The following is an 18623-nucleotide window of genomic DNA, read 5'->3' as shown; positions in this document are numbered from 1 at the left end:
CGATGGCGGGCCTGGTCAACGCCACCCCGCATGGGCGGGGGTCACTCAACTGAACTGCGCGACGCCCATGCGGGCAAGGGTCGCGTTTCTGACGGCGGGCCTAGCGGAATTGCGCGAGGAACCGCAGGTCGTTATCGAAGAACAGACGCAAGTCGTTGACGCCATAACGGAGCATGGCCAGACGCTCGACACCCATGCCGAAGGCGAAGCCCTGGTATTTCTCCGGGTCGATGCCGGACATGCGCAGCACGTTGGGGTGCACCATGCCGCAGCCCATCACTTCCAGCCAGCCGGTCTGCTTGCACACGCGGCAGCCTTTGCCGGAGCACATGACGCATTGCATGTCGACTTCGGCCGAAGGCTCGGTGAAGGGGAAGAATGAGGGACGGAAGCGCACGCCCAGGTCCTTCTCGAAGAACACGCGGAGGAATTCCTCGATGGTGCCCTTGAGGTCGGCGAAGCTGATGCCCTCGTCGACCAGCAGGCCTTCGACCTGGTGGAACATCGGCGAGTGGGTGATATCCGAGTCGCAACGATAGACACGACCCGGGCAGACGATGCGGATCGGCGGTTGCTGGGATTCCATGGTGCGCACCTGGACCGGCGAGGTGTGGGTACGCAGCAGCATGTTGGCGTTGAAGTAGAAGGTGTCATGCATCGCGCGGGCCGGGTGATGGCCTGGGATGTTGAGCGCTTCGAAGTTGTGGTAGTCGTCTTCGACCTCGGGGCCTTCGGCGATGCCGTAGCCGATATGGGTGAAGAACTGCTCGACGCGCTCCAGGGTGCGGGTGACCGGATGCAGGCCGCCGGAGACCTGGCCACGACCAGGCAGGGTAACGTCGATACGCTCGGCCGCGAGCTTGGCGCCGAGGGCGGCCTGCTCAAGCGAGTCCTTGCGGGAATTCAGGGCATCCTGAACGCGCTCTTTGGCGGTATTGATCAGCGCGCCGACTTTGGGGCGTTCCTCGGCCGGCAAGTCGCCCAGGGTCTTCATCACCTGAGTCAGTTCGCCTTTCTTGCCAAGGTAATGGACGCGAATCTGCTCGAGGGCGTTCACGTCTTCGGTTTGTTGCACTGCCTCAAGCGCTTGAGAGACCAGCGCATCCAGATTTTCCATGTACAGACTCCAGATACGAAATAGGGGAAGAGCGCAAGGCTCTTCCCCTATTGGTGACGTTCAGCACCGGGATGGCCCGGTGATTGTCGGGGACTTAAGCCAGTACGGCTTTCGCTTTCTCGACAATCGCAGCAAACGCCGCTTTTTCGTTCACTGCCAGATCGGCCAGAACCTTACGATCGATCTCGATGGCCGCTTTTTTCAGGCCAGCGATCAGACGGCTGTAGGACAGACCGTTCAGACGAGCGCCAGCGTTGATACGAGCGATCCACAGAGCGCGGAACTGACGTTTGCGCTGACGACGGTCACGGTAGGCGTATTGGCCAGCCTTGATCACCGCCTGCTTGGCAACGCGGAACACGCGGCTGCGTGCGCCGTAGTAGCCTTTGGCGAGTTTCAGAATCTTTTTGTGACGCTTGCGAGCGATGACGCCGCGCTTTACACGAGCCATGAGTAATTTCCTCTAGAATCTTGACCGATTAACGAACGCGCAGCATGCGCTCGACTTTTGCCTTGTCCGACGGATGCATCAGTTCGCTACCGCGAAGTTGACGCTTACGCTTGGTGGACATCTTGGTCAGGATGTGGCTCTTGAAAGCGTGTTTGTGCTTGTAGCCAGCAGCGGTTTTGAGGAAACGCTTGGCTGCACCGCTCTTGGTTTTCATCTTTGGCATGTTCGGATACTCCGCATTGAGTGATTACGCATAACCGCAAGGCCTGCCAGTGCCCTGGTGGTTACTTTTTCTTTTTGGGAGCGATGACCATCATCAGCTGGCGTCCTTCCAGCTTAGGATGCTGTTCAACGGTGCCGAGTTCGGCGAGGTCGGCTTCGACCCGCTTCAACAGCTCCATGCCCAGCTCCTGGTGAGCCATCTCACGACCACGGAATCGAAGCGATACCTTGGCCTTGTCTCCCTCATTAAGGAAACGTACCAGGTTGCGTAGTTTTACCTGGTAATCCCCTTCTTCCGTCCCTGGACGAAACTTGATTTCTTTGATCTGTTGCTGGTGCTGATTCTTCTTCGCCGCAGCAGCCTGCTTCTTCTTCTCGAACAGGTGCTTGCCGTAGTCCATGATTCGGCAGACGGGCGGCACTGCATCAGCGGAAATCTCCACCAGATCCAGCTTTGCTTCTTCAGCAGCGCGAAGCGCTTCATCAATCGAGACGACGCCAATTTGCTGGCCGTCTGCACCAATCAGTCGCACCTCTCGAGCCGAGATATTCTCGTTAATCGGGGCCTTGGGTGCAGCTCGTTTATCTTGTCTCATTTCACGCTTAATAATGATTACTCCAATTCTTGGCGACCACGCCGGGAAACCGCCTGCGCAAGCGTAGTGACGAATTGGTCGAGGGGCATGGAGCCCAGATCGACGCCTTCACGGGTTCGCACAGCAACGGATCGTGTCTCAACCTCCCGATCTCCAATAACCAGGAGATAGGGAACCTTGAGCAAAGTATGCTCGCGGATTTTAAAGCCGATTTTTTCGTTTCTCAAGTCGGACTTGGCACGGAACCCGCTTTGGTTGAGGGTTTTTTCCACTTCGAGGGCAAAATCGGCCTGCTTGTCGGTGATATTCATGATCACCGCCTGGGTCGGAGCGAGCCACGCCGGGAACAGGCCCGCATAGTGCTCGATGAGCATGCCGATGAAGCGCTCGAAGGAGCCGAGGATTGCACGGTGCAACATCACCGGGCGCGTACGGCTGTTATCTTCGGCGATATAGCTGGCATCCAGACGCTCCGGAAGGTTCGGATCGTACTGCAGGGTGCCGCACTGCCAGTTACGGCCGAGGCAGTCCTTGAGGGTGAACTCGATCTTCGGACCGTAGAAAGCGCCCTCCCCCGGCTGGTATTCCCAGGCCAGGCCGGACTCGTTCAGGGCGTCCGCGAGGGCACCTTCGGCGCGATCCCACAGCTCGTCGGATCCCACGCGCTTGGCCGGGCGAGTCGACAATTTCATCGAAATATCGCTGAAGCCGAAGTCCGCATACACCTGCAGGGTCAGCTTGATGAAATCGGCCGCCTCTTTCTTCACCTGTTCTTCGGTGCAGAAGATGTGGGCGTCGTCCTGGGTGAAGCCACGCACGCGCATGATGCCGTGCAGGGCACCGGACGGCTCGTTGCGGTGGCAGGCACCGAACTCGGCCAGGCGCAGCGGCAGGTCGCGATAGGACTTCAGGCCCTGGTTGAAGATCTGCACGTGGCACGGGCAGTTCATCGGCTTGACGGCGTAGTCGCGGCTTTCGGAAGCCGTGGTGAACATGTTCTCGGCGTAGTTGGACCAGTGGCCCGAGCGCTCCCAGAGGATACGATCCACGACCTGGGGCGTGCGCACCTCAACGTAGCCATGCTCGCGCTGCACCTGGCGCATGTACTGCTCCAGCACCTGGTACAGGGTCCAGCCGTTGGGATGCCAGAACACCATGCCCGGGGCTTCTTCCTGGAGGTGGAACAGGTCGAGCTGCTTGCCGATGCGGCGATGATCGCGCTTCTCGGCCTCTTCGATGCGCTGGACATAGGCGGCCAGCTGCTTTTTATCGGCCCAGGCAGTGCCATAGACACGCTGCAGCTGCTCGTTCTTCGAGTCGCCGCGCCAGTAGGCGCCGGAAATCTTGGTGAGCTTGAACGCTTTCAGGAAGCGGGTGTTGGGCACATGCGGGCCCCGGCACATGTCCACGTACTCCTCATGGAAGTACAGGCCCATGGCCTTCTCATCCGGCATGTCCTCGACCAGGCGCAGCTTGTAGTCCTCGCCACGGGCCTTGAACACTTCGATCACCTCGGCGCGCGGGGTGACCTTCTTGATGACGTCGTAATCCTTGTCGATCAGCTCGGCCATGCGCTTTTCGATGGCGGCCATATCCTCGGGCGTGAAGGGACGCTCGAAGGCGATGTCGTAATAGAAGCCTTCATCGATGACCGGGCCGATCACCATGCGGGCGGTCGGATAGAGCTGCTTGACGGCATGGCCGACCAGGTGAGCGCAGGAGTGACGAATGATCTCGACTCCAGCCTCGTCCTTGGGGGTGATGATCTGCAGGGTCGCGTCGTTTTCGATCAGGTCACAGGCATCGACGAGCTTGCCGTCGACCTTGCCAGCGACGGTGGCCTTGGCCAGGCCGGCGCCAATGGATTGCGCCACCTCGAGCACGGACACGGGGTGATCGAACGAACGCTGACTGCCGTCGGGAAGAGTAATGATGGGCATGGCGCCTCCTCTCCTAGTGGTGACCTCTACCAAAGGCCACATGGGTTGGGATGAGCCAGTAATTGATCCGGTGGTATGCCTGCCACACGATGGCAGAGCCCGAAGGCCAACCGAGCCGAACCAGGGTCACTGGAGGTGTCGAGAACCGCGGATGCTTCCAGAAACACGTGACAGTGACAAGCGTGGACGCGAGCGGCACGCCTTTATATAGGCAGGACGACTGGCGCTGGCGACGCGAAGAACACGGAAGGAGCAGGAAGAACCGCGAAGGGCGGCACTTTAGCACAAAAGAATCAGTGGCTTAGAAGCAAGCGACATGACTTCGACACGACACTCATCGACCGCCGCCCCATGACCTACTGCCAGGACGAGCCCCGACCCGGAACTGACATTCAATTGCCATCATCGAAATGTGACAACAATCACACAAGAATCCATATCAGTTCACAGTTGCGCTGATATGCTCCGCCGAATAAATCGACCAAGGAGTCATACGATGAAGGAACAACGTACTTTCCTTGCTCTTCGCGCCCACATCGATGAGCTGCTCAGGGACGGAGCCCGCATTATCAGCCGCGACCCTTTGACCCTGAAGGTCAGCGGCCATCTGTATCGCGTCAACTGCGGGATGCTGATCAGCCACTCCGCAGCCGCCTGATCGAGTCCGGGCGTTACGCCCGGCACTCCCTCTGCCATGACTGGCGCCCATCTCCGCACCATGCTTCCACGCGATAGTTGAAACCTTCGAAGCGCAACGGAATTTCAGAATACGAGCCCTGTCACAGCTACTGCTATTCTGCTCGCATCTTCTCCAGGGGAGACCAATCCGTGAAGGAACAACGGAACTTTCATGCATTGCGTGCGCACATCGATGAACTGCTCAAGGAAGGGGCACGAATCATCGGCCGGGAGCCACTGACAATCAGGATCAACGACGGCCTCTACCGTGTAATGCACGGCATGCTCATCGCCGATATCTGAACCCAGCGACCGCATCGCACCACATCCTCGACAGCGCGGGCATACCGCACTGCTCCCATTCTTTTATCCATCGGAACCGCGCCGGACCGAGCACGCATCACGGAAGGAAGACAGGCTCCTCCGACGCGAACAGGGCATGGGCATCATCCTCATCCGCCCAACCTGCTCCCGCAGCAAAATCCACCCGTTCAGTGATGAGGTTGTAGCCGACATCACCGCCACTGAAATACCCCTCGCCCTGGTAGGTCATCCCTATGTTTGGCCGAAAGGCAGACGAGGCGAATAGATAGTCGAGCCCGACCGAGCCAACCGCGATAGCGTCCTCGTCATCGCCGAATGCCTTTATCCCTGCCGCAACGCCGCCGCCGAAGACATAGCTGACACCGACTCCGAAACCAATATCACCCGCCTGGGCGACTCCACCCGACGAGAACAGCAACGCCCCGGCAGCCGCCATTGCCGCCCGGCGCACGAACCCGACTCGATTCCCCATGGCACCCGCCTCCTCGCTGGTGAATGCCCATGAAGATTAGATAGCGCACAGACATAACCAAGCGAAGCGGCAGCATGTTTCCGATATATGGACATCTGGCGGCGCGAGGAGGAGCAGCGGAAGGGAGTGGGAGGCAGTGCTTGCACCCTGCCGCATGCTTGGATTTTTTGCGGGCAACAAAAAAGGCGACCCTTTCGGATCGCCTTCTTTGCACCGCCTGAGCGGCTTCGATTTGGTAGGCACAATTGGACTCGAACCAACGACCCCCACCATGTCAAGGTGGTGCTCTAACCAACTGAGCTATGTGCCTTCGATGGGTGCGCATTCTACAGCGATGCATTTCGGCGTCAACAACTTTTTTCGCTAACTGACTGAAAAAGTGAAGTTTTTGTTGTTCGACGCTGCGTTAAATATCTTGCACAGCCCCTAGCCGGCCATTTTCAACTCGGGTAGCATCACGCCATCCGTAAAAAATAAAAAACAGAGATTCAAGATGACGCACACTCCCTACCCCCAATCCTATTACGCAGCATCGGCCAATCCGGTACCGCAGCGCCCGGAGCTGGTCGGCGAGACCGAGACCGACATCTGCATCATCGGCGCCGGCTACACCGGCCTGTCCACCGCACTCTTCCTGCTGGAGAACGGCTTCAAGGTCACCATCGTCGAGGCGGCCAAGGTCGGCTTCGGTGCGTCCGGTCGCAACGGCGGCCAGATCGTCAACAGCTATAGCCGCGACATCGACGTGATCGAGCGCACCACCAATCCGAAGGACGCCCAACTGCTCGGCCAGATGGCGTTCGAGGGTGGCCGCATCATCCGCGAGCGCATCGCCAAGTACGACATCCAGTGCGACCTCAAGGACGGTGGTGTGTTCGCTGCCATCACGCCCAAGCAGATGGGCCACCTGGAAGCCCAGAAGAAGCTGTGGGAACGCTACGGCCATACCCAGCTGGAACTGCTGGACGCCAAGCGCATCCGTGAAGTCGCATCGACCGAGAACTACATCGGCGGCATGCTCGACATGAGCGGCGGCCACATCCACCCGCTGAACCTGGCCCTCGGCGAGGCGGCAGCGGTGGAATCCCTCGGCGGCATCATCCATGAACAATCCCCCGCCATCCGCGTCGAGCGTGGCGCCAACCCGGTCGTGCACACCCCGAAAGGCCGGGTGAAGGCCAAGTTCGTGGTGGTGGCCGGCAACGCCTACCTGGGCAACCTGCTGCCCGAACTGGCATCCAAGTCCATGCCCTGCGGCACCCAGGTCATCACCACCGAACCGCTGTCGGAAGAAATGGCCAAGAGCCTGTTGCCGCAGGACTACTGCGTCGAGGACTGCAACTACCTGCTGGACTACTACCGCCTCTCCGGCGACCGCCGCCTGATCTATGGCGGTGGCGTGGTCTACGGCGCGCGTGACCCGGCGAACATCGAGGCGATCATCCGCCCGAAGATGCTCAAGACCTTCCCGCAGCTCAAGGACGTGAAGATCGACTACGCCTGGACCGGCAACTTCCTGCTGACCCTCTCGCGCCTGCCCCAGGTCGGCCGCATCGGCGACAACATCTATTACTCCCAGGGCTGCAGCGGCCACGGCGTCACCTACACCCACCTGGCAGGCAAGGTCCTGGCCGAAGCCCTGCGCGGCCAGGCGGAACGCTTCGACGCCTTCGCCAGCCTGCCGCACTACCCCTTCCCGGGCGGCCGTCTGTTCCAGGTCCCGTTCAGCGCCATCGGTGCCTGGTACTACAGCCTGCGTGACAAGCTGGGGATCTGATCCTCGCGACATGAAAACGGCGCCCTCGGGCGCCGTTTTTCATTGGAACGCGGGAAACCACGTCCCCGGGGCGCGGTCACGAGTCATCGGCTCTGCCTGTGACGATTTGAATTGAGGGCCCCGCTGGATGAACACATGCTGTGGGGCGTGCCGTGCGCACCGCCGCACGGTGCTTCCGGCAGGCTCTCCAGGCGCGTGGCACACCCTTCATCCAAACTCCGAAGTCTGGCTGGCCCCTTCTTACTTGGGGGCCAACGCAAGTCCAGGTTCCACGAGCGTGGATTTTTACTGGGGCAGAAGCCCTGTGCGGGCATTCAACGCAGCTGCTTCCTGGCGATATTCGCCGCATCGGCCTGGCCGGCACCCGCCAGGGCGTCGGCCGCCTGCTTCCAGCGCGCCATGTCCGCTTCGGCAGGCAACTGGTTCGGCGCCTGCAGCAGCACCGCCCAGTGGCCCGCCCCCTCCCAGTCCGACTCGAACTCCGAGAAGCCTATCGGCAGGCGCCGCTCACCGCCGGCCCGCAGCAGCAACACCTGCTTGTGGCGGTCATAGCCCACCACCAGCGCATATCGCCAGGACGGCAGCCAGCCATAGCCCTGACGCAGGTGCACCAGCACCGGATTGCCCGCCGCCACCTGCACCAGCAGGTCCTCCACCTGGTCGCCCAGCGGGTAGACCAGCAGCCCGTGGCGGTGCACCACATCGGCCAGGTTCCCTTGCAGACCCTCCTCGCGTTCCGGCAGCCGCAATTCCTTCTCCACCATGCCCGGCGTCACCGTCTCCCCCTGCTGGGTGAAGAGCGCTGCCAGCGCCGCCGGCGCGCTCTGGTAGGCGTGCTGGGCGAAGAACGGTACGTTGCTCAGCTCAACCGCCTCGGGCAGGCCACGCAGCCCCGGCGAGGTGGGCTGGGCGGAACAGGCCGCCAGCAGGATGGAAAACGCGAGCACGGCACAGCCGGCAAGGGATCGGTTACGGCGAATAGGCACTGCATCTACCCCGATGGTTCACAGGTGCATGGCGGACATGGAAGGGATCATACCGGCGCGGATGGCCCGGTACACGGCGCATCTGTATACCCGAGCCGGGCCGTCGAGCGCACGGAAATGACGCTTTTTCGAGAGCGTTATCGCCATTCCATTCATTGCCGCGACAAATAGTTATTTATTCACGACCCGCTGTGACTTCCTGGTCAGGTTTCGCCATCCATATCCACGACGGCAGGCAACGGTCGATACGACCGCCCCCGTCGACCTCGTTGGGCACAATACGGAGAGACCCACCCCATGAACGCAACACTTCGCGTCAACGAAGCCCTGATCATCGCCGGCCGCGCCTTCCAACCCTTCCAGTGCGTGGCCTGGGCCCCTCAGGATGGCAACGGCGAGCTCAGCCTCAGCGTCATCGACCGCACCAGCACGCGCCTGCTGGGCCGCTCGAAAATCGCCAGCAGCACCTACTGCGACCCCCAACAACTGGCCAGCATCCTCAAGCAGTCCCGCGAGGAGCTGAGCCGCAAGGGCTACAGCCTCGACCCCTGGAAAATGCCCGAGTAACACCTTCCAGCGCTGTGCCCACTGCGCGGCGGGCAGCTTCCCGGCTGCCCGCCCTGGCGTCATCGCGACGCCGCCTCGTCTGTCACTGACGAAATTTCCCCGCCTTCGCTGTCCATAACCTTGCAGCCCCGAGCACATGCGGCAACCGCCCGCGAAGCCTCGTTTCGACCCGCGCAAGGAGCACACAGGCCATGAGCCCATTCGATTGGCAGCGAATCCTCATCGATCAGTTCCCCCTCGGCTTCCTCGCCGAAGTCGCATTGCGCGCCCTCTTCGCCTTCATGGTGGTGTTCGCGTTCCTGAAGGTCTCCGGACGGCGCGGTGTCCGCCAGATATCCCTGTTCGAGGTCCTGGTGATCCTCACGCTCGGCTCCGCCGCCGGCGACGTTTCCTTCTACGAAGACGTGCCCCTGCTGCCGGTCCTCGTGGTCTTCGTCACCCTGCTGGTGCTGTACCGCGTCACCACCTACGCCATGGAGCACAGCCGCCGCTTCGGCGCCTGGCTGGAGGGCGAACCGGTGGTGATCATCCGCGACGGCCTCTACAACATCGACGCCCTGGCCCGTCACAACATCTCCAGCGACGAGTTCTTCATGGAGCTGCGCCGCCAGAGCGTCGAGCACCTGGGCCAGGTAAGGCTGGCCATACTCGAAGTGAATGGCGATGTCAGCCTCTACTTCTTCGATGACAGCGAGGTGCGCGAAGGCCTCTCCGTGCTACCCCGCCAATTGCGCCAGACCGTGGAGCGCCCCAGCGAGGACGGCCTCTACGCCTGCAACCGATGCGGGTTCACCCAGCGCCTCGCCCGCGGGCAGGACGCCCATTGCCCCCGCTGCGACGGCCACGCCTGGTCGCACGCCCTGGGCCGCAAGCACCAGGCCTCACCCGTGGAGGCGCACGCATGACAGCCGCAACACCACCCGCCCTGCCGCCGCAACTGCGCTACGTCGAAGACAGCATGCCCGGCTTCGCCCGGCGCCTGCAGCGCGGCAAGTTCGTCTACATCGACCTCGCCGGCCGCCCCATCCGCGACGAGCTGGAGATCCAGCGCATCAACAAACTGGCCATCCCGCCCGCCTACCAGGAGGTGTGGATCTGCGCCGACCCACAAGGCCATATCCAGGCCACCGCGCGGGATGCCCGTCGGCGCAAGCAATACCGCTACCACCCGCTGTGGATCGAGATACGCGACGCCGCCAAGTACGAGCGCCTGCTGCGTTTCGGCCAGGCCCTGCCGACCCTGCGCCGGCGAATCGACCTGCACCTGGACGAGCCCGGCCTGGGCCGCGACAAGGTCATGGCCGCCGTCGTCGCCCTGCTCGACCGCACCCTGATCCGCATCGGCAACAGCCGCTACGCGCGGGACAACAAATCCTTCGGCCTCACCACCCTGCGCACCCGCCACGTCGACGTGAAGGGCAGCAGCATCCGCTTCGAGTTCAAGGGCAAGAGCGGCGTCGAGCACAGCGTGAAGCTCAGCAATCCGCGACTGGCGCGCATCCTCCGGCGCTGCCTGGAACTGCCCGGCCAGCACCTGTTCCAGTACCTCGACGACGGTGCCGAACGCCGCACCGTCAGCTCCCACGACATCAACGACTACCTGCGCGGCCACGCCGGCGAGGACTTCACCGCCAAGGACTACCGTACCTGGGCCGGCAGCGCCCTGGCCCTGGAGCACTTGCGCAAGCACCGCTGGCAGAACGAGGCGAGCGCCAAGAAGCACCTGGTGGAGGTGATCCGCCAGGTCTCCCGCGAGTTGGGCAACACCCCCGCCGTCTGCCGCAAGTGCTACGTCCACCCGGCCATCATCGACGCCTTCCTCGCCGGCGAGCTGCAGGGCCTGAAGAAAGCCCGCAAGCGCAAGGGCCTCAGCGCCGAGGAAGCGTCACTGATGAACTTCCTCCAGGCGCTGCACACCGACCCGGCGGGCTGAACGCCCCGGCCAGCACCTTGGCAATATCTGTGGGGTTATTGTCATTGTCGCCAAACCCGGCAGGACGCAGACTGGCGCCATCAACCTGATGGAATCCGCCATGGACACCCTGCGCACCATTGCCTGCCTGGCCTTCGACGATGTGATGAGCCTGGACGTGACCGGCCCGCTGCAGGTCTTCGCCTCGGCCAACGTCGAACGCCAGCGCCAGGGGCTCCCCGATGCCTACCGGATCCGCCTGATCGGCACCGAGGCCGGCGCGGTTAAAACCTCCGCCGGCTTCGCCCTGGTCGCCGAGGCCGCCTATCACGAAGTCGACCCGGCCAGCCTCGATACCTTGCTGGTGGCCGGTGGCATGGGCGTCGAGCGCATGTGCCGCAACCCGCCCCTGCTGGCCTGGCTGCGTGAGGCCGAGCCCCGGGTGCGACGGCTCGGCTCCATCTGCTCCGGCGCGCTGATCCTCGCCGCCGCCGGCCTCCTGGCCGGGCGCAGCGCCACCACCCACTGGTCCGACGTGCCCGCCCTCGGCGGCTATTGCGACATCGACGTGCAGGGCGATCGCCTGCACACCTACGCCCCCGACGGCCGCGACGGCGACCCGCACGTATTCACGTCCGCCGGGGTCACCGCCGGCATCGACCTCGCGCTGGCCCTGGTGGAAGCCGACCTCGGCCGCACCATGGCGCTGGCGGTCGCGCGCCGGCTGGTGCTGTTCCTGCGTCGCCCCGGCGGCCAGGCGCAGTTCAGCGCCCTGCTCAATTGCGAACCCAGCCGCACGCCGCGCCTGGCCGCATTGCTGGAGTGGATCCCCGGCAACCTCGGTGGCGACCTGTCGCTGGAGGCACTGGCCACCCAGGCGCGCATGGCTCCACGCAGCCTGTCCCGGGCCTTCGTCCAGGAGCTGGGCATGGGCCCCGGCAAGTACGTCGAACGGGTGCGCCTGGAGGCGGCGCGCGCATTGCTCCAGGACGCCCAGGCCTCCATCGCCACCGTCGCCCGCCTCACTGGCTTCGGCCATCCCGAGAACCTGCGGCGCACCTTTCACAAGCACCTGTCCATCAGCCCGCAGGAATACGCGGAGCGCTTCGGACGCCCCACCACGCCCTGAGGAAACCGCCATGCTGGAACTGCGCCCCAACTGCGAATGCTGCGACAAGGACCTGCCGCCCGACTCCGCCGAGGCGATGATCTGCTCCTTCGAGTGCACCTTCTGCCGCGATTGCGTCGAAACCCACCTCGCCGGCCATTGCCCCAACTGCGCCGGCAAGCTGGTCGGGCGCCCCATCCGACCCGCCGCCAAGCTCGCCGCCAATCCGCCATCGAGCCAGCGCATCCACAACCCCGCTGGCTGCGCCAAGCGCGCCTGAACCCGGAAGACGACCATGCTCGAATTGATGAAGAAATTCCGTGGCGACGCCGTCGCCCTGCCCCCTCGCCCCGCCGCGCGCCAGGTGTTCATCGCCTGGCTCGGCGGCTTCCTCGCCATCGCCAGCATCGCCGGCCTGGGCGACGCGCTGACCCTGAGCCTGCTGCTCGGCTCCTTCGGCGCCTCCTGTGTGCTGGTCTTCGGCTTCCCCGACGTGCCCTTCTCGCAGCCGCGCAACGTCGTCTTCGGCCACCTGCTGAGCACCTTCACGGGCCTGGCCTTCCTGTATGTCTGCGGCCCGCACTGGTGGGCCGTGGCACTGGCGGTGGGCAGCGCGATCGCCCTGATGATGGCGACCCGGACCGTGCACCCGCCGGCCGGCTCCAATCCGGTGATCGTCTTCCTCCTGCAGCCGGGCTGGGATTTCCTGCTCTACCCCACCCTCAGCGGCGCCCTGCTGCTGGTTCTGGTGGCGCTGGTCTACAACAACGCGAGCCGCGAGGCCCGCTACCCCAAATACTGGTAAGCCGCTGAGGTCCCCATGCTGCTGCGCAACCCGAGCATCCGTCTGCTGTTCGCCGGCCAGGCCCTGTACTGGAGCTGCTCGATGATCGGCATCACCCTCACCTCGCTGGTGGGGCTGCAACTGGCGCCGCTCAACGCCCTGGCCACCCTGCCGCTGGCGCTGCTGGTACTGGGCAACCTGCTGGCGGTGCAGCCGCTGTCATTGTTCATGCAGCGCCACGGTCGCCGCCCGGGGCTGATGCTCGGCGCCGCCGCCGGCGTGCTCGGCGGCCTGGTCAGCGCCCTGGGCGTCTGGCTTGGCGACTTCACCCTGCTGTGCCTGGGCGCGCTGCCGATCGGCGCCTACCAGGCCTCGGCCATGTACTACCGCTTCGCCGCCCAGGAAGCCGTGGACGACAGGCACAAGGGCCGCGCCACCGCCTATGTGGTCGGCGGCGGCATCTGCGCCGCACTGCTGGCGCCGAGCCTGGCGCTCTGGTCGCGCAACGCCCTGGAAACGCCCTTCGTCGGCGCCTACCTCGCCATCGCCGCCCTGGCGCTGGTTGCCCTCGCACTGCTGCGCCTGCTGCGTGAAGGCCAGGCACCCAGGCCGCCCAAGGCCGGCTGGGCGGCCACCCAGGCCCTGCTCAAGCGCCCGCTGGTCCGCGCCGCCATCGCCACGACCGCCATCGGCCACGGGCTGATGATCCTGGTGATGAACGCGACGCCCCTGGCCATGAGCTTCTGCGGCCTGCCGCTGGAAGCCGGGTCGGAGGTGATCCGCTGGCACATGCTCGGCATGTTCCTCCCCGCCTTCGCCGCCGGCCCGTTGGTGGACCGCTTCGGCAGCCGCCGCGTGGCCCTGTCGGGCGCCGTGCTGCTGCTCTTCAGCGCCGGCATCGCCCTGGCCGGGCTGGGCATGGCGTATTTCCTGGTGAGCTCGTTCCTGCTCGGGCTGGGCTGGAACCTGATGCTGGTGGCCGGCACCACGCTGCTGGCGGAAGGGCACGCCACCGAGGAGCGCGGCCAGGCCCAGGCCCTGATGGAGCTGTGCAACAGCCTGGTGGCCGCCTGCGCCTCCTTCGCCTCCGGCGCCCTGATCACCGGGCTCGGCTGGAGCGCGGTGAACCTCGGCATGTTGCCGCTAGTGGCGGTGGTCCTGCTGGCGCTGTTCATGGTGCGTCGCGGCAGGGCCGCCCAGGCCCAAACCGCGTCATGAGCCTTACCGTTGGCCGTAGGATGGGAAGAGCTCCGCGAATCCCATCGATCCGGCGTGTCCCCGGGCATCGGGCAGCATGGGTTTCGCTGCGCTCTACGCCACCCTGCGGGGGAATTGCGGACATGAAAAAGGCAGCCCGGGGGCTGCCTTTTTCCTTACCGCTTCAACGCCTCAATAGTAGGCGTTCTCGCGGTTGCTGTGGTCGGTCACGTCACGCACGCCCTTCAGCTCGGGGATGCGCTCGAGCAGGGTGCGCTCGACGCCGTCCTTGAGGGTCAGGTCGACCTGGCCACAACCCTGGCAGCCGCCGCCGAACTGCAGCACGGCGATGCCTTCGTCGACCACGTCCACCAGGCTCACCTGGCCGCCGTGGCTGGCGAGGCCGGGGTTGATCTCGGTCTGCAGGTAGTAGTTGATGCGTTCGTTCAGCGGGCTGTCCTCGTTGACCATCGGCACCTTGGCGTTCGGGGCCTTGATGGTCAGCTGGCCGCCCATGCGGTCGGTGGCGTAGTCGACCACGGCGTCCTCGAGGAAGGGTTCGCTCAGGCCGTCGATCCACGCGGTGAAGGACGCGAGGGCCAGCGGGGTGTCCTCGGGCTTCTGCTCGCCCGGCTTGCAGTAGGCGATGCAGGTTTCGGCGTACTGGGTGCCCGGCTGGGTGATGAAGACACGGATACCGATACCGCTGGTGTTCTGCTTCGACAGCAGGTCAGCCAGATAGTCTTCGGCTGCCTGGGTAATGGTGATGGCGCTCATGGCAACTCCTCGCAAACATGGGGCGCAGTGTACGCCAATCAGGTCCTACGGATAAAGTCCTAGTGTTTTAGTAGGAATAATTCGCGACAAATCCTCAGAAGTTCTGATAGCGGTTCATGTCCAGCACGGCCGCCTCCACCGGGTCGGTCTCGTGGATGTAGGCCGAGAGGTCGTGGAAATAACGCCAGAACTGCGGGTGGCTGCGACGGATACCCCAGCGCTCCACTACCTTGTCGAAGGCCGGCGTGTCCTTCACCTGCCCGAGCGCGGCGACGAACGCCGGCACTTCCTCGGCGCGCAGGTTGAACATGAAATTGGGGTAGCTGGTCAGCACGCCGGGGTAGATGGTCAGGGTGTCCAGCCCGGGCTGGTAGCGCAGCTCCTCGCCCATCATGAAGGCCACGTTGCTGTGCGCGCGGTTGCGCAGCACGCTGTAGACCTCGCGGTGCCCGTCCGCCAGCTCGACGCGCAACAGCGTCGCCTCCGGCATCTGGTCGATCACCTTGAGCCCCGCCGCCGGCCGGCTGACCAGCTGGCTCAGCGCCTGCTCGGCCTGCTGCAGCGCCGGGTCGATGCCCAGGCGGTAGCAGTTGCCGGTGGTGCAGCGGTTGATCGGGTCGGGCCTTGCATTGAGGTCGGCGTAGCGCTTGAGCAGTTGCGCCGCGAAGGAGCCCTTGGCGCGCTCGACCGGCAGGAACAGCCCGGTGGGCGTGTCGTCGTCGATGTCCTCGTAGTCCAGCCACATCTTCAATTTGCCGCTGTTCTGGTACCAGTCGTCGAGGATCGCGGTGCGCGACTCGGCCGGCATCAGGCGCAGGAAGTTGACCTCGGCGCCATTGCGGATCAGGTCGAAATACAACCGCGTCTGCGCCTGGTGCGAAACGTTGCCGTACACGTCGAAGTTCACCACCAACTGGTAGTAGGTGCGCTCGAACAACGGGTAGTCCAGCAGCCACATCGTCTGTGGCACCTCGCCGATCAGCCCCTTGCGCACGAAGGCGCTGTCGAACTGGCGGTAGATGGACAGCAGGGCGTTGTCGTTGCCGCTCCAGATATCCGCCCAGGTGGGCACCGGGGCATCGGCGTAGGCGTCGCGCCGCAGCTCCTCGTAGGCGTTGCGCTTGTCGCGGTAGCTGTGCCACAGGCTCAGCAACCCGCCGATCTCATCGAACTGCCCGGGCATCGCCAGCAAGGGCGTCGCCTCGCCCCGGTAGGCGGCATCGGTGACGTAGAGGTCGTGCTGCGGGTCCTGGAACAGCGCCCAGAAGTTGTCGCGGATCACGTCGGTGGCGATCTGCCCGCGGCACACCGGGCCACGGATGAAGGTGCGCACGAAGTACTCGGCGTTATCCAGCATGAACTGGTAGCGCGCCTGGGCCGGGATGGCCTCGAAGGTCTCGAACGGGTTGGCCCGGCGTTGCGCGCCGTAACCCGGCACCTTGTCGGTGGTCCAGTCGCTGCCGAAGAACAGCTCGTTGACCCGCGCCAGCCTGGAATCGCTCAGCGGGTAGGTGATGTGCGTCTTATGCACGATCACGCCCTGGATGGGCCACAGGCGGTAGTAGAAATCGGTGCCCGGGTCATCGTTGGGACGGCGCGTGGCGATCGGATCGATGGGCTTGCCGCTGGGCGTGCGCGAACGCACCAGTTGGAAGAAATGCCCGCTCTTGCCCTCATCGAAGTACAGGTGGGCGAGGAACAGGTGCTCGAACAGCCAGCGCCCCACCAGCACCTCGCGGGCACCCCGGGCATTGAGCAGCCCCTCCCACTCGGCGATCTGCCGTGCCTCGTCCGGAGTCGGCGTCACCGTGCTCGCCTCCACCGGCGCACCGGCGGCGAGCCAGCGTTGCAGCGTCTGGTATTGCTGGTCGTCCAGGCCGGTCACTGCGAAAGGCATGCCGGCGTGGGCGAATTTCTTCGCATAGTCGTCGAACTCGTCCGGGGTCGGGCACTGGTTCTGGCGATTGATGCCGATGTCCAGGTCTTCCGGCAGCTTGGCGTTGGGCGTGAGCGGCGTGCTGTGCCCGAGCTCCAGCATGCGCGCCATCAGCGCTGCCTGCGGGGCCTGGCCCTGCAGCACGGAGTAGAACCCCTTGTCGCGCCACGCCGCCTCGCCCTGGGCGTCGAAAAACAGCCGCGTGGTGGCCTGTGCGCGGGTGCGCGTACCGTCGTACACCGGCAGCTTGGTCGCCCCGCGCGCCGCACCCTCGCCGCTGCCCAGGTTGAGCTGGCAGGGCGAGTCATAGCACGCATGGCAGGCCACGCACTTCTCGGTGAAGATCGGTTGGATGTCGCGGGTGTAGGAAACTTCCTCGGCACACGCCGCAGCGCTCATGAACAGAAGGGCGGCGGCGAACAACGCGCGGTACGGCATGGACCTTTTCCTTGGCGAACGGACGACCGATTCTACCGGCATCCGCGCTGCGCTGCAGCGAAGCGGCAGCCAAGGATGGGCGGCCCCTCGCGGCGCAGCCCAAGCCCATCGTCCCGCCGCCGGGGCGGCTCAGCTGTAGGTCAGGCCCAGGCCGGCGGCGATGCGCTCCAGGGTGGCCTTCTCTTCCTTGCTGATCTTGCTGCCGAAGCCGAGGAAGCCACCGGAGGCCGAAGCCACCGCCTTGCCCAGGCCCAGCAACGCCTGCTTGAACGCCTGTGCTTCCTCCGGCGCCACCTTGGTCTCGACGATCAGGCGGATGCGCAGCAGCTCCTGGGCATGGTTGAGGGGGGTGGTCAGCAGTTCGGTCAGCAGCTGCGGCACGTCGGTGATGACGTTGGTGATGATGCGCGAATACAGCTGGCCGCCGTTTTTGGCCGACTCCCCCAGCTGCTTGACGAAGGCCTGCGCCTCCTTGTTGTCGAGCTTGCCGTCGGCGGCGGCCACCAGCAGGAACACCATGAAGGGCGCCCGGCGCAGGGCCTGGAACTCCTCGGCGGTGAACTGGGTGTTCTCCTGGCCCTGGAACCCGGAGCTTTCGCCCGCCTGCTCGACGAAGTTGCTATTCCACACCTCCAGGGCTTCCTCGTTGTTCTCCAGGCCATCGAAGAAGGCTGCGGCCAGCTCCTGCAGCTGGTCGTTGGAGAAACCCGCGCCAGCCGAGGCCTTGGGTTTGTGCACGGCGAAGCCGGCTTCATGGCCGGCGTTGCGGTAGGGCAGCAGCCACTGGAAATGGCGCTGCTTGTCCGAGGCGAAGCGGATGTCGACGATCAGGCAGTCGGTCTTGCCGGTGGGCAGGGTGACCAGGCCGTCGCGGATGAACACCGCGCCCAGCTTGTCCTCGTCCAGGCTGGTGATGCGCGCCTCGCCCTGCTGCATGGCCTCCACGGAGCTGTCCGATAGCAGCCGCACCATGCTGGTCTGCTGGTCGGTGCCCAGGTAGCCGACGATGGGGATCAGCATCTCGCCGCTGGCGACGCCTTGTACCGCATGTCCAGCAAAGTAGCCGGCCATTTCCATCACTTTCTTCGCGTGTTCCATCGAACTGCTTCCTTGTATGCGTTCAGTCTGTCGTGCGGGAGGACGTCAATCGCGACGTCGAGGGCCTCGCCTGCTGCACTAGCCAGGTGCCAGCATCAATCTGCAACAGCCACACCCCCGTTGTGAAGCGCAGGAACGGGCTTTCGTGACCCACATCGACAATCCGCGCCGCCGGCCTCACCCCGCAGCGCCGCCGTCCGTCCGCCGGGGCGCGCAAAGCCGCGCAGACGTGAACGCCGTCAT

Annotated in this window: 20 protein-coding genes and 1 tRNA gene; 10 read left to right on the top strand and 11 right to left on the bottom strand. The window is 64.3% G+C overall.

What is annotated here, in order from left to right; genetic code table 11:
- Positions 1–100: 100 nt before the first annotated feature.
- From pheS to thrS, 5 genes are all read right to left on the bottom strand, one after another.
- Positions 101–1117 (bottom strand): phenylalanine--tRNA ligase subunit alpha, encoded by a 1017-nt coding sequence (gene pheS / locus PHLH3_RS10080; protein WP_111263788.1) that lies wholly within the window; start codon positions 1115–1117, stop codon positions 101–103.
- Between the two features lie 94 nt (positions 1118–1211).
- A complete protein-coding gene (gene rplT, locus PHLH3_RS10075) occupies positions 1212–1568 on the bottom strand; it encodes a 50S ribosomal protein L20 (protein WP_004422590.1) in 357 nt (118 codons plus the stop codon).
- Between the two features lie 28 nt (positions 1569–1596).
- Positions 1597–1791: a 50S ribosomal protein L35 gene (gene rpmI, locus PHLH3_RS10070; protein ID WP_021701550.1), complete on the bottom strand. Its 195-nt coding sequence runs from the start codon at positions 1789–1791 to the stop codon at positions 1597–1599.
- 61 nt (positions 1792–1852) lie between these two features.
- The gene (gene infC / locus PHLH3_RS10065; RefSeq protein WP_173178453.1) at positions 1853–2404 is read right to left on the bottom strand and encodes a translation initiation factor IF-3; all 552 of its coding nucleotides are present in this window, start codon (positions 2402–2404) and stop codon (positions 1853–1855) included.
- Entirely contained in the window at positions 2404–4326 is a 1923-nt protein-coding gene (thrS, locus tag PHLH3_RS10060) for a threonine--tRNA ligase (RefSeq protein WP_111263786.1), read from the bottom strand. Before thrS ends, infC begins: the two co-directional genes overlap by 1 nt.
- A 496-nt stretch (positions 4327–4822) precedes the next feature.
- Here thrS and PHLH3_RS10055 point away from each other — a divergent pair, with 496 nt between their 5' ends.
- Together PHLH3_RS10055 and PHLH3_RS10050 are read left to right on the top strand one after the other, a co-directional pair.
- The gene (locus PHLH3_RS10055; RefSeq protein WP_173178431.1) at positions 4823–4984 is read left to right on the top strand and encodes a hypothetical protein; all 162 of its coding nucleotides are present in this window, start codon (positions 4823–4825) and stop codon (positions 4982–4984) included.
- A gap of 170 nt (positions 4985–5154) precedes the next feature.
- Positions 5155–5307: a hypothetical protein gene (locus PHLH3_RS10050; RefSeq protein WP_178083011.1), complete on the top strand. Its 153-nt coding sequence runs from the start codon at positions 5155–5157 to the stop codon at positions 5305–5307.
- Positions 5308–5404: 97 nt separating this feature from the next.
- Here the strand turns inward: PHLH3_RS10050 and PHLH3_RS10045 are convergent, their stop codons facing one another.
- Together PHLH3_RS10045 and PHLH3_RS10040 are read right to left on the bottom strand one after the other, a co-directional pair.
- On the bottom strand, positions 5405–5800 hold the full coding sequence (locus PHLH3_RS10045) for a hypothetical protein (RefSeq protein WP_213629076.1): 396 nt from the start codon (positions 5798–5800) through the stop codon (positions 5405–5407).
- A gap of 233 nt (positions 5801–6033) precedes the next feature.
- Positions 6034–6110 (bottom strand) — tRNA-Val (locus tag PHLH3_RS10040).
- Between the two features lie 183 nt (positions 6111–6293).
- On the opposite strand from PHLH3_RS10040, the gene PHLH3_RS10035 reads away from it, so the two are divergent.
- Positions 6294–7577, top strand: coding sequence for an FAD-binding oxidoreductase (locus tag PHLH3_RS10035; protein ID WP_173178428.1), 1284 nt, complete (start codon positions 6294–6296; stop codon positions 7575–7577).
- 314 nt (positions 7578–7891) lie between these two features.
- Here PHLH3_RS10035 and PHLH3_RS10030 read toward each other — a convergent pair whose 3' ends face one another.
- The gene (locus PHLH3_RS10030) at positions 7892–8524 is read right to left on the bottom strand and encodes a PA2778 family cysteine peptidase (protein ID WP_244863006.1); all 633 of its coding nucleotides are present in this window, start codon (positions 8522–8524) and stop codon (positions 7892–7894) included.
- A gap of 336 nt (positions 8525–8860) precedes the next feature.
- Here PHLH3_RS10030 and PHLH3_RS10025 point away from each other — a divergent pair, with 336 nt between their 5' ends.
- The 7 genes from PHLH3_RS10025 (at position 8861) to PHLH3_RS09995 (ending at position 14152) form a co-directional block, all read left to right on the top strand.
- Positions 8861–9130 carry a hypothetical protein gene (locus PHLH3_RS10025; protein WP_111263782.1) on the top strand — a complete coding sequence of 90 codons (270 nt, stop codon included), beginning with the start codon at positions 8861–8863 and terminating at the stop codon, positions 9128–9130.
- A 191-nt stretch (positions 9131–9321) separates the two neighbouring features.
- On the top strand, positions 9322–10035 hold the full coding sequence (locus tag PHLH3_RS10020) for a YetF domain-containing protein (protein ID WP_213629075.1): 714 nt from the start codon (positions 9322–9324) through the stop codon (positions 10033–10035).
- Positions 10032–11063, top strand: coding sequence for a DNA topoisomerase IB (locus PHLH3_RS10015; RefSeq protein ID WP_213629074.1), 1032 nt, complete (start codon positions 10032–10034; stop codon positions 11061–11063). The genes PHLH3_RS10020 and PHLH3_RS10015 overlap by 4 nt, the downstream gene beginning before the upstream one ends.
- A 100-nt stretch (positions 11064–11163) precedes the next feature.
- Positions 11164–12171 (top strand): DJ-1/PfpI family protein, encoded by a 1008-nt coding sequence (locus PHLH3_RS10010; RefSeq protein WP_173178425.1) that lies wholly within the window; start codon positions 11164–11166, stop codon positions 12169–12171.
- 10 nt (positions 12172–12181) lie between these two features.
- The gene (locus tag PHLH3_RS10005; RefSeq protein ID WP_021217999.1) at positions 12182–12430 is read left to right on the top strand and encodes a DUF1272 domain-containing protein; all 249 of its coding nucleotides are present in this window, start codon (positions 12182–12184) and stop codon (positions 12428–12430) included.
- A 15-nt stretch (positions 12431–12445) separates the two neighbouring features.
- On the top strand, positions 12446–12955 hold the full coding sequence (locus tag PHLH3_RS10000; protein WP_213629073.1) for an HPP family protein: 510 nt from the start codon (positions 12446–12448) through the stop codon (positions 12953–12955).
- A 15-nt stretch (positions 12956–12970) separates the two neighbouring features.
- On the top strand, positions 12971–14152 hold the full coding sequence (locus PHLH3_RS09995) for an MFS transporter (RefSeq protein ID WP_213629072.1): 1182 nt from the start codon (positions 12971–12973) through the stop codon (positions 14150–14152).
- Between the two features lie 171 nt (positions 14153–14323).
- Here PHLH3_RS09995 and nfuA read toward each other — a convergent pair whose 3' ends face one another.
- The 3 genes from nfuA to PHLH3_RS09980 form a co-directional block, all read right to left on the bottom strand.
- Entirely contained in the window at positions 14324–14908 is a 585-nt protein-coding gene (nfuA, locus tag PHLH3_RS09990) for a Fe-S biogenesis protein NfuA (RefSeq protein WP_111263776.1), read from the bottom strand.
- Positions 14909–15002: 94 nt separating this feature from the next.
- A complete protein-coding gene (locus PHLH3_RS09985; protein WP_213629071.1) occupies positions 15003–17282 on the bottom strand; it encodes a fatty acid cis/trans isomerase in 2280 nt (759 codons plus the stop codon).
- A gap of 129 nt (positions 17283–17411) precedes the next feature.
- Positions 17412–18380 carry a hypothetical protein gene (locus PHLH3_RS09980; RefSeq protein WP_173178420.1) on the bottom strand — a complete coding sequence of 323 codons (969 nt, stop codon included), beginning with the start codon at positions 18378–18380 and terminating at the stop codon, positions 17412–17414.
- Between the last annotated feature and the right edge of the window lie 243 nt (positions 18381–18623).

It is taken from the genome of Pseudomonas sp. Pc102 (assembly GCF_018408275.1).
Lineage (GTDB): Bacteria > Pseudomonadota > Gammaproteobacteria > Pseudomonadales > Pseudomonadaceae > Metapseudomonas > Metapseudomonas tohonis.
This window is presented reverse-complemented; position numbering and strand designations above follow the sequence as displayed.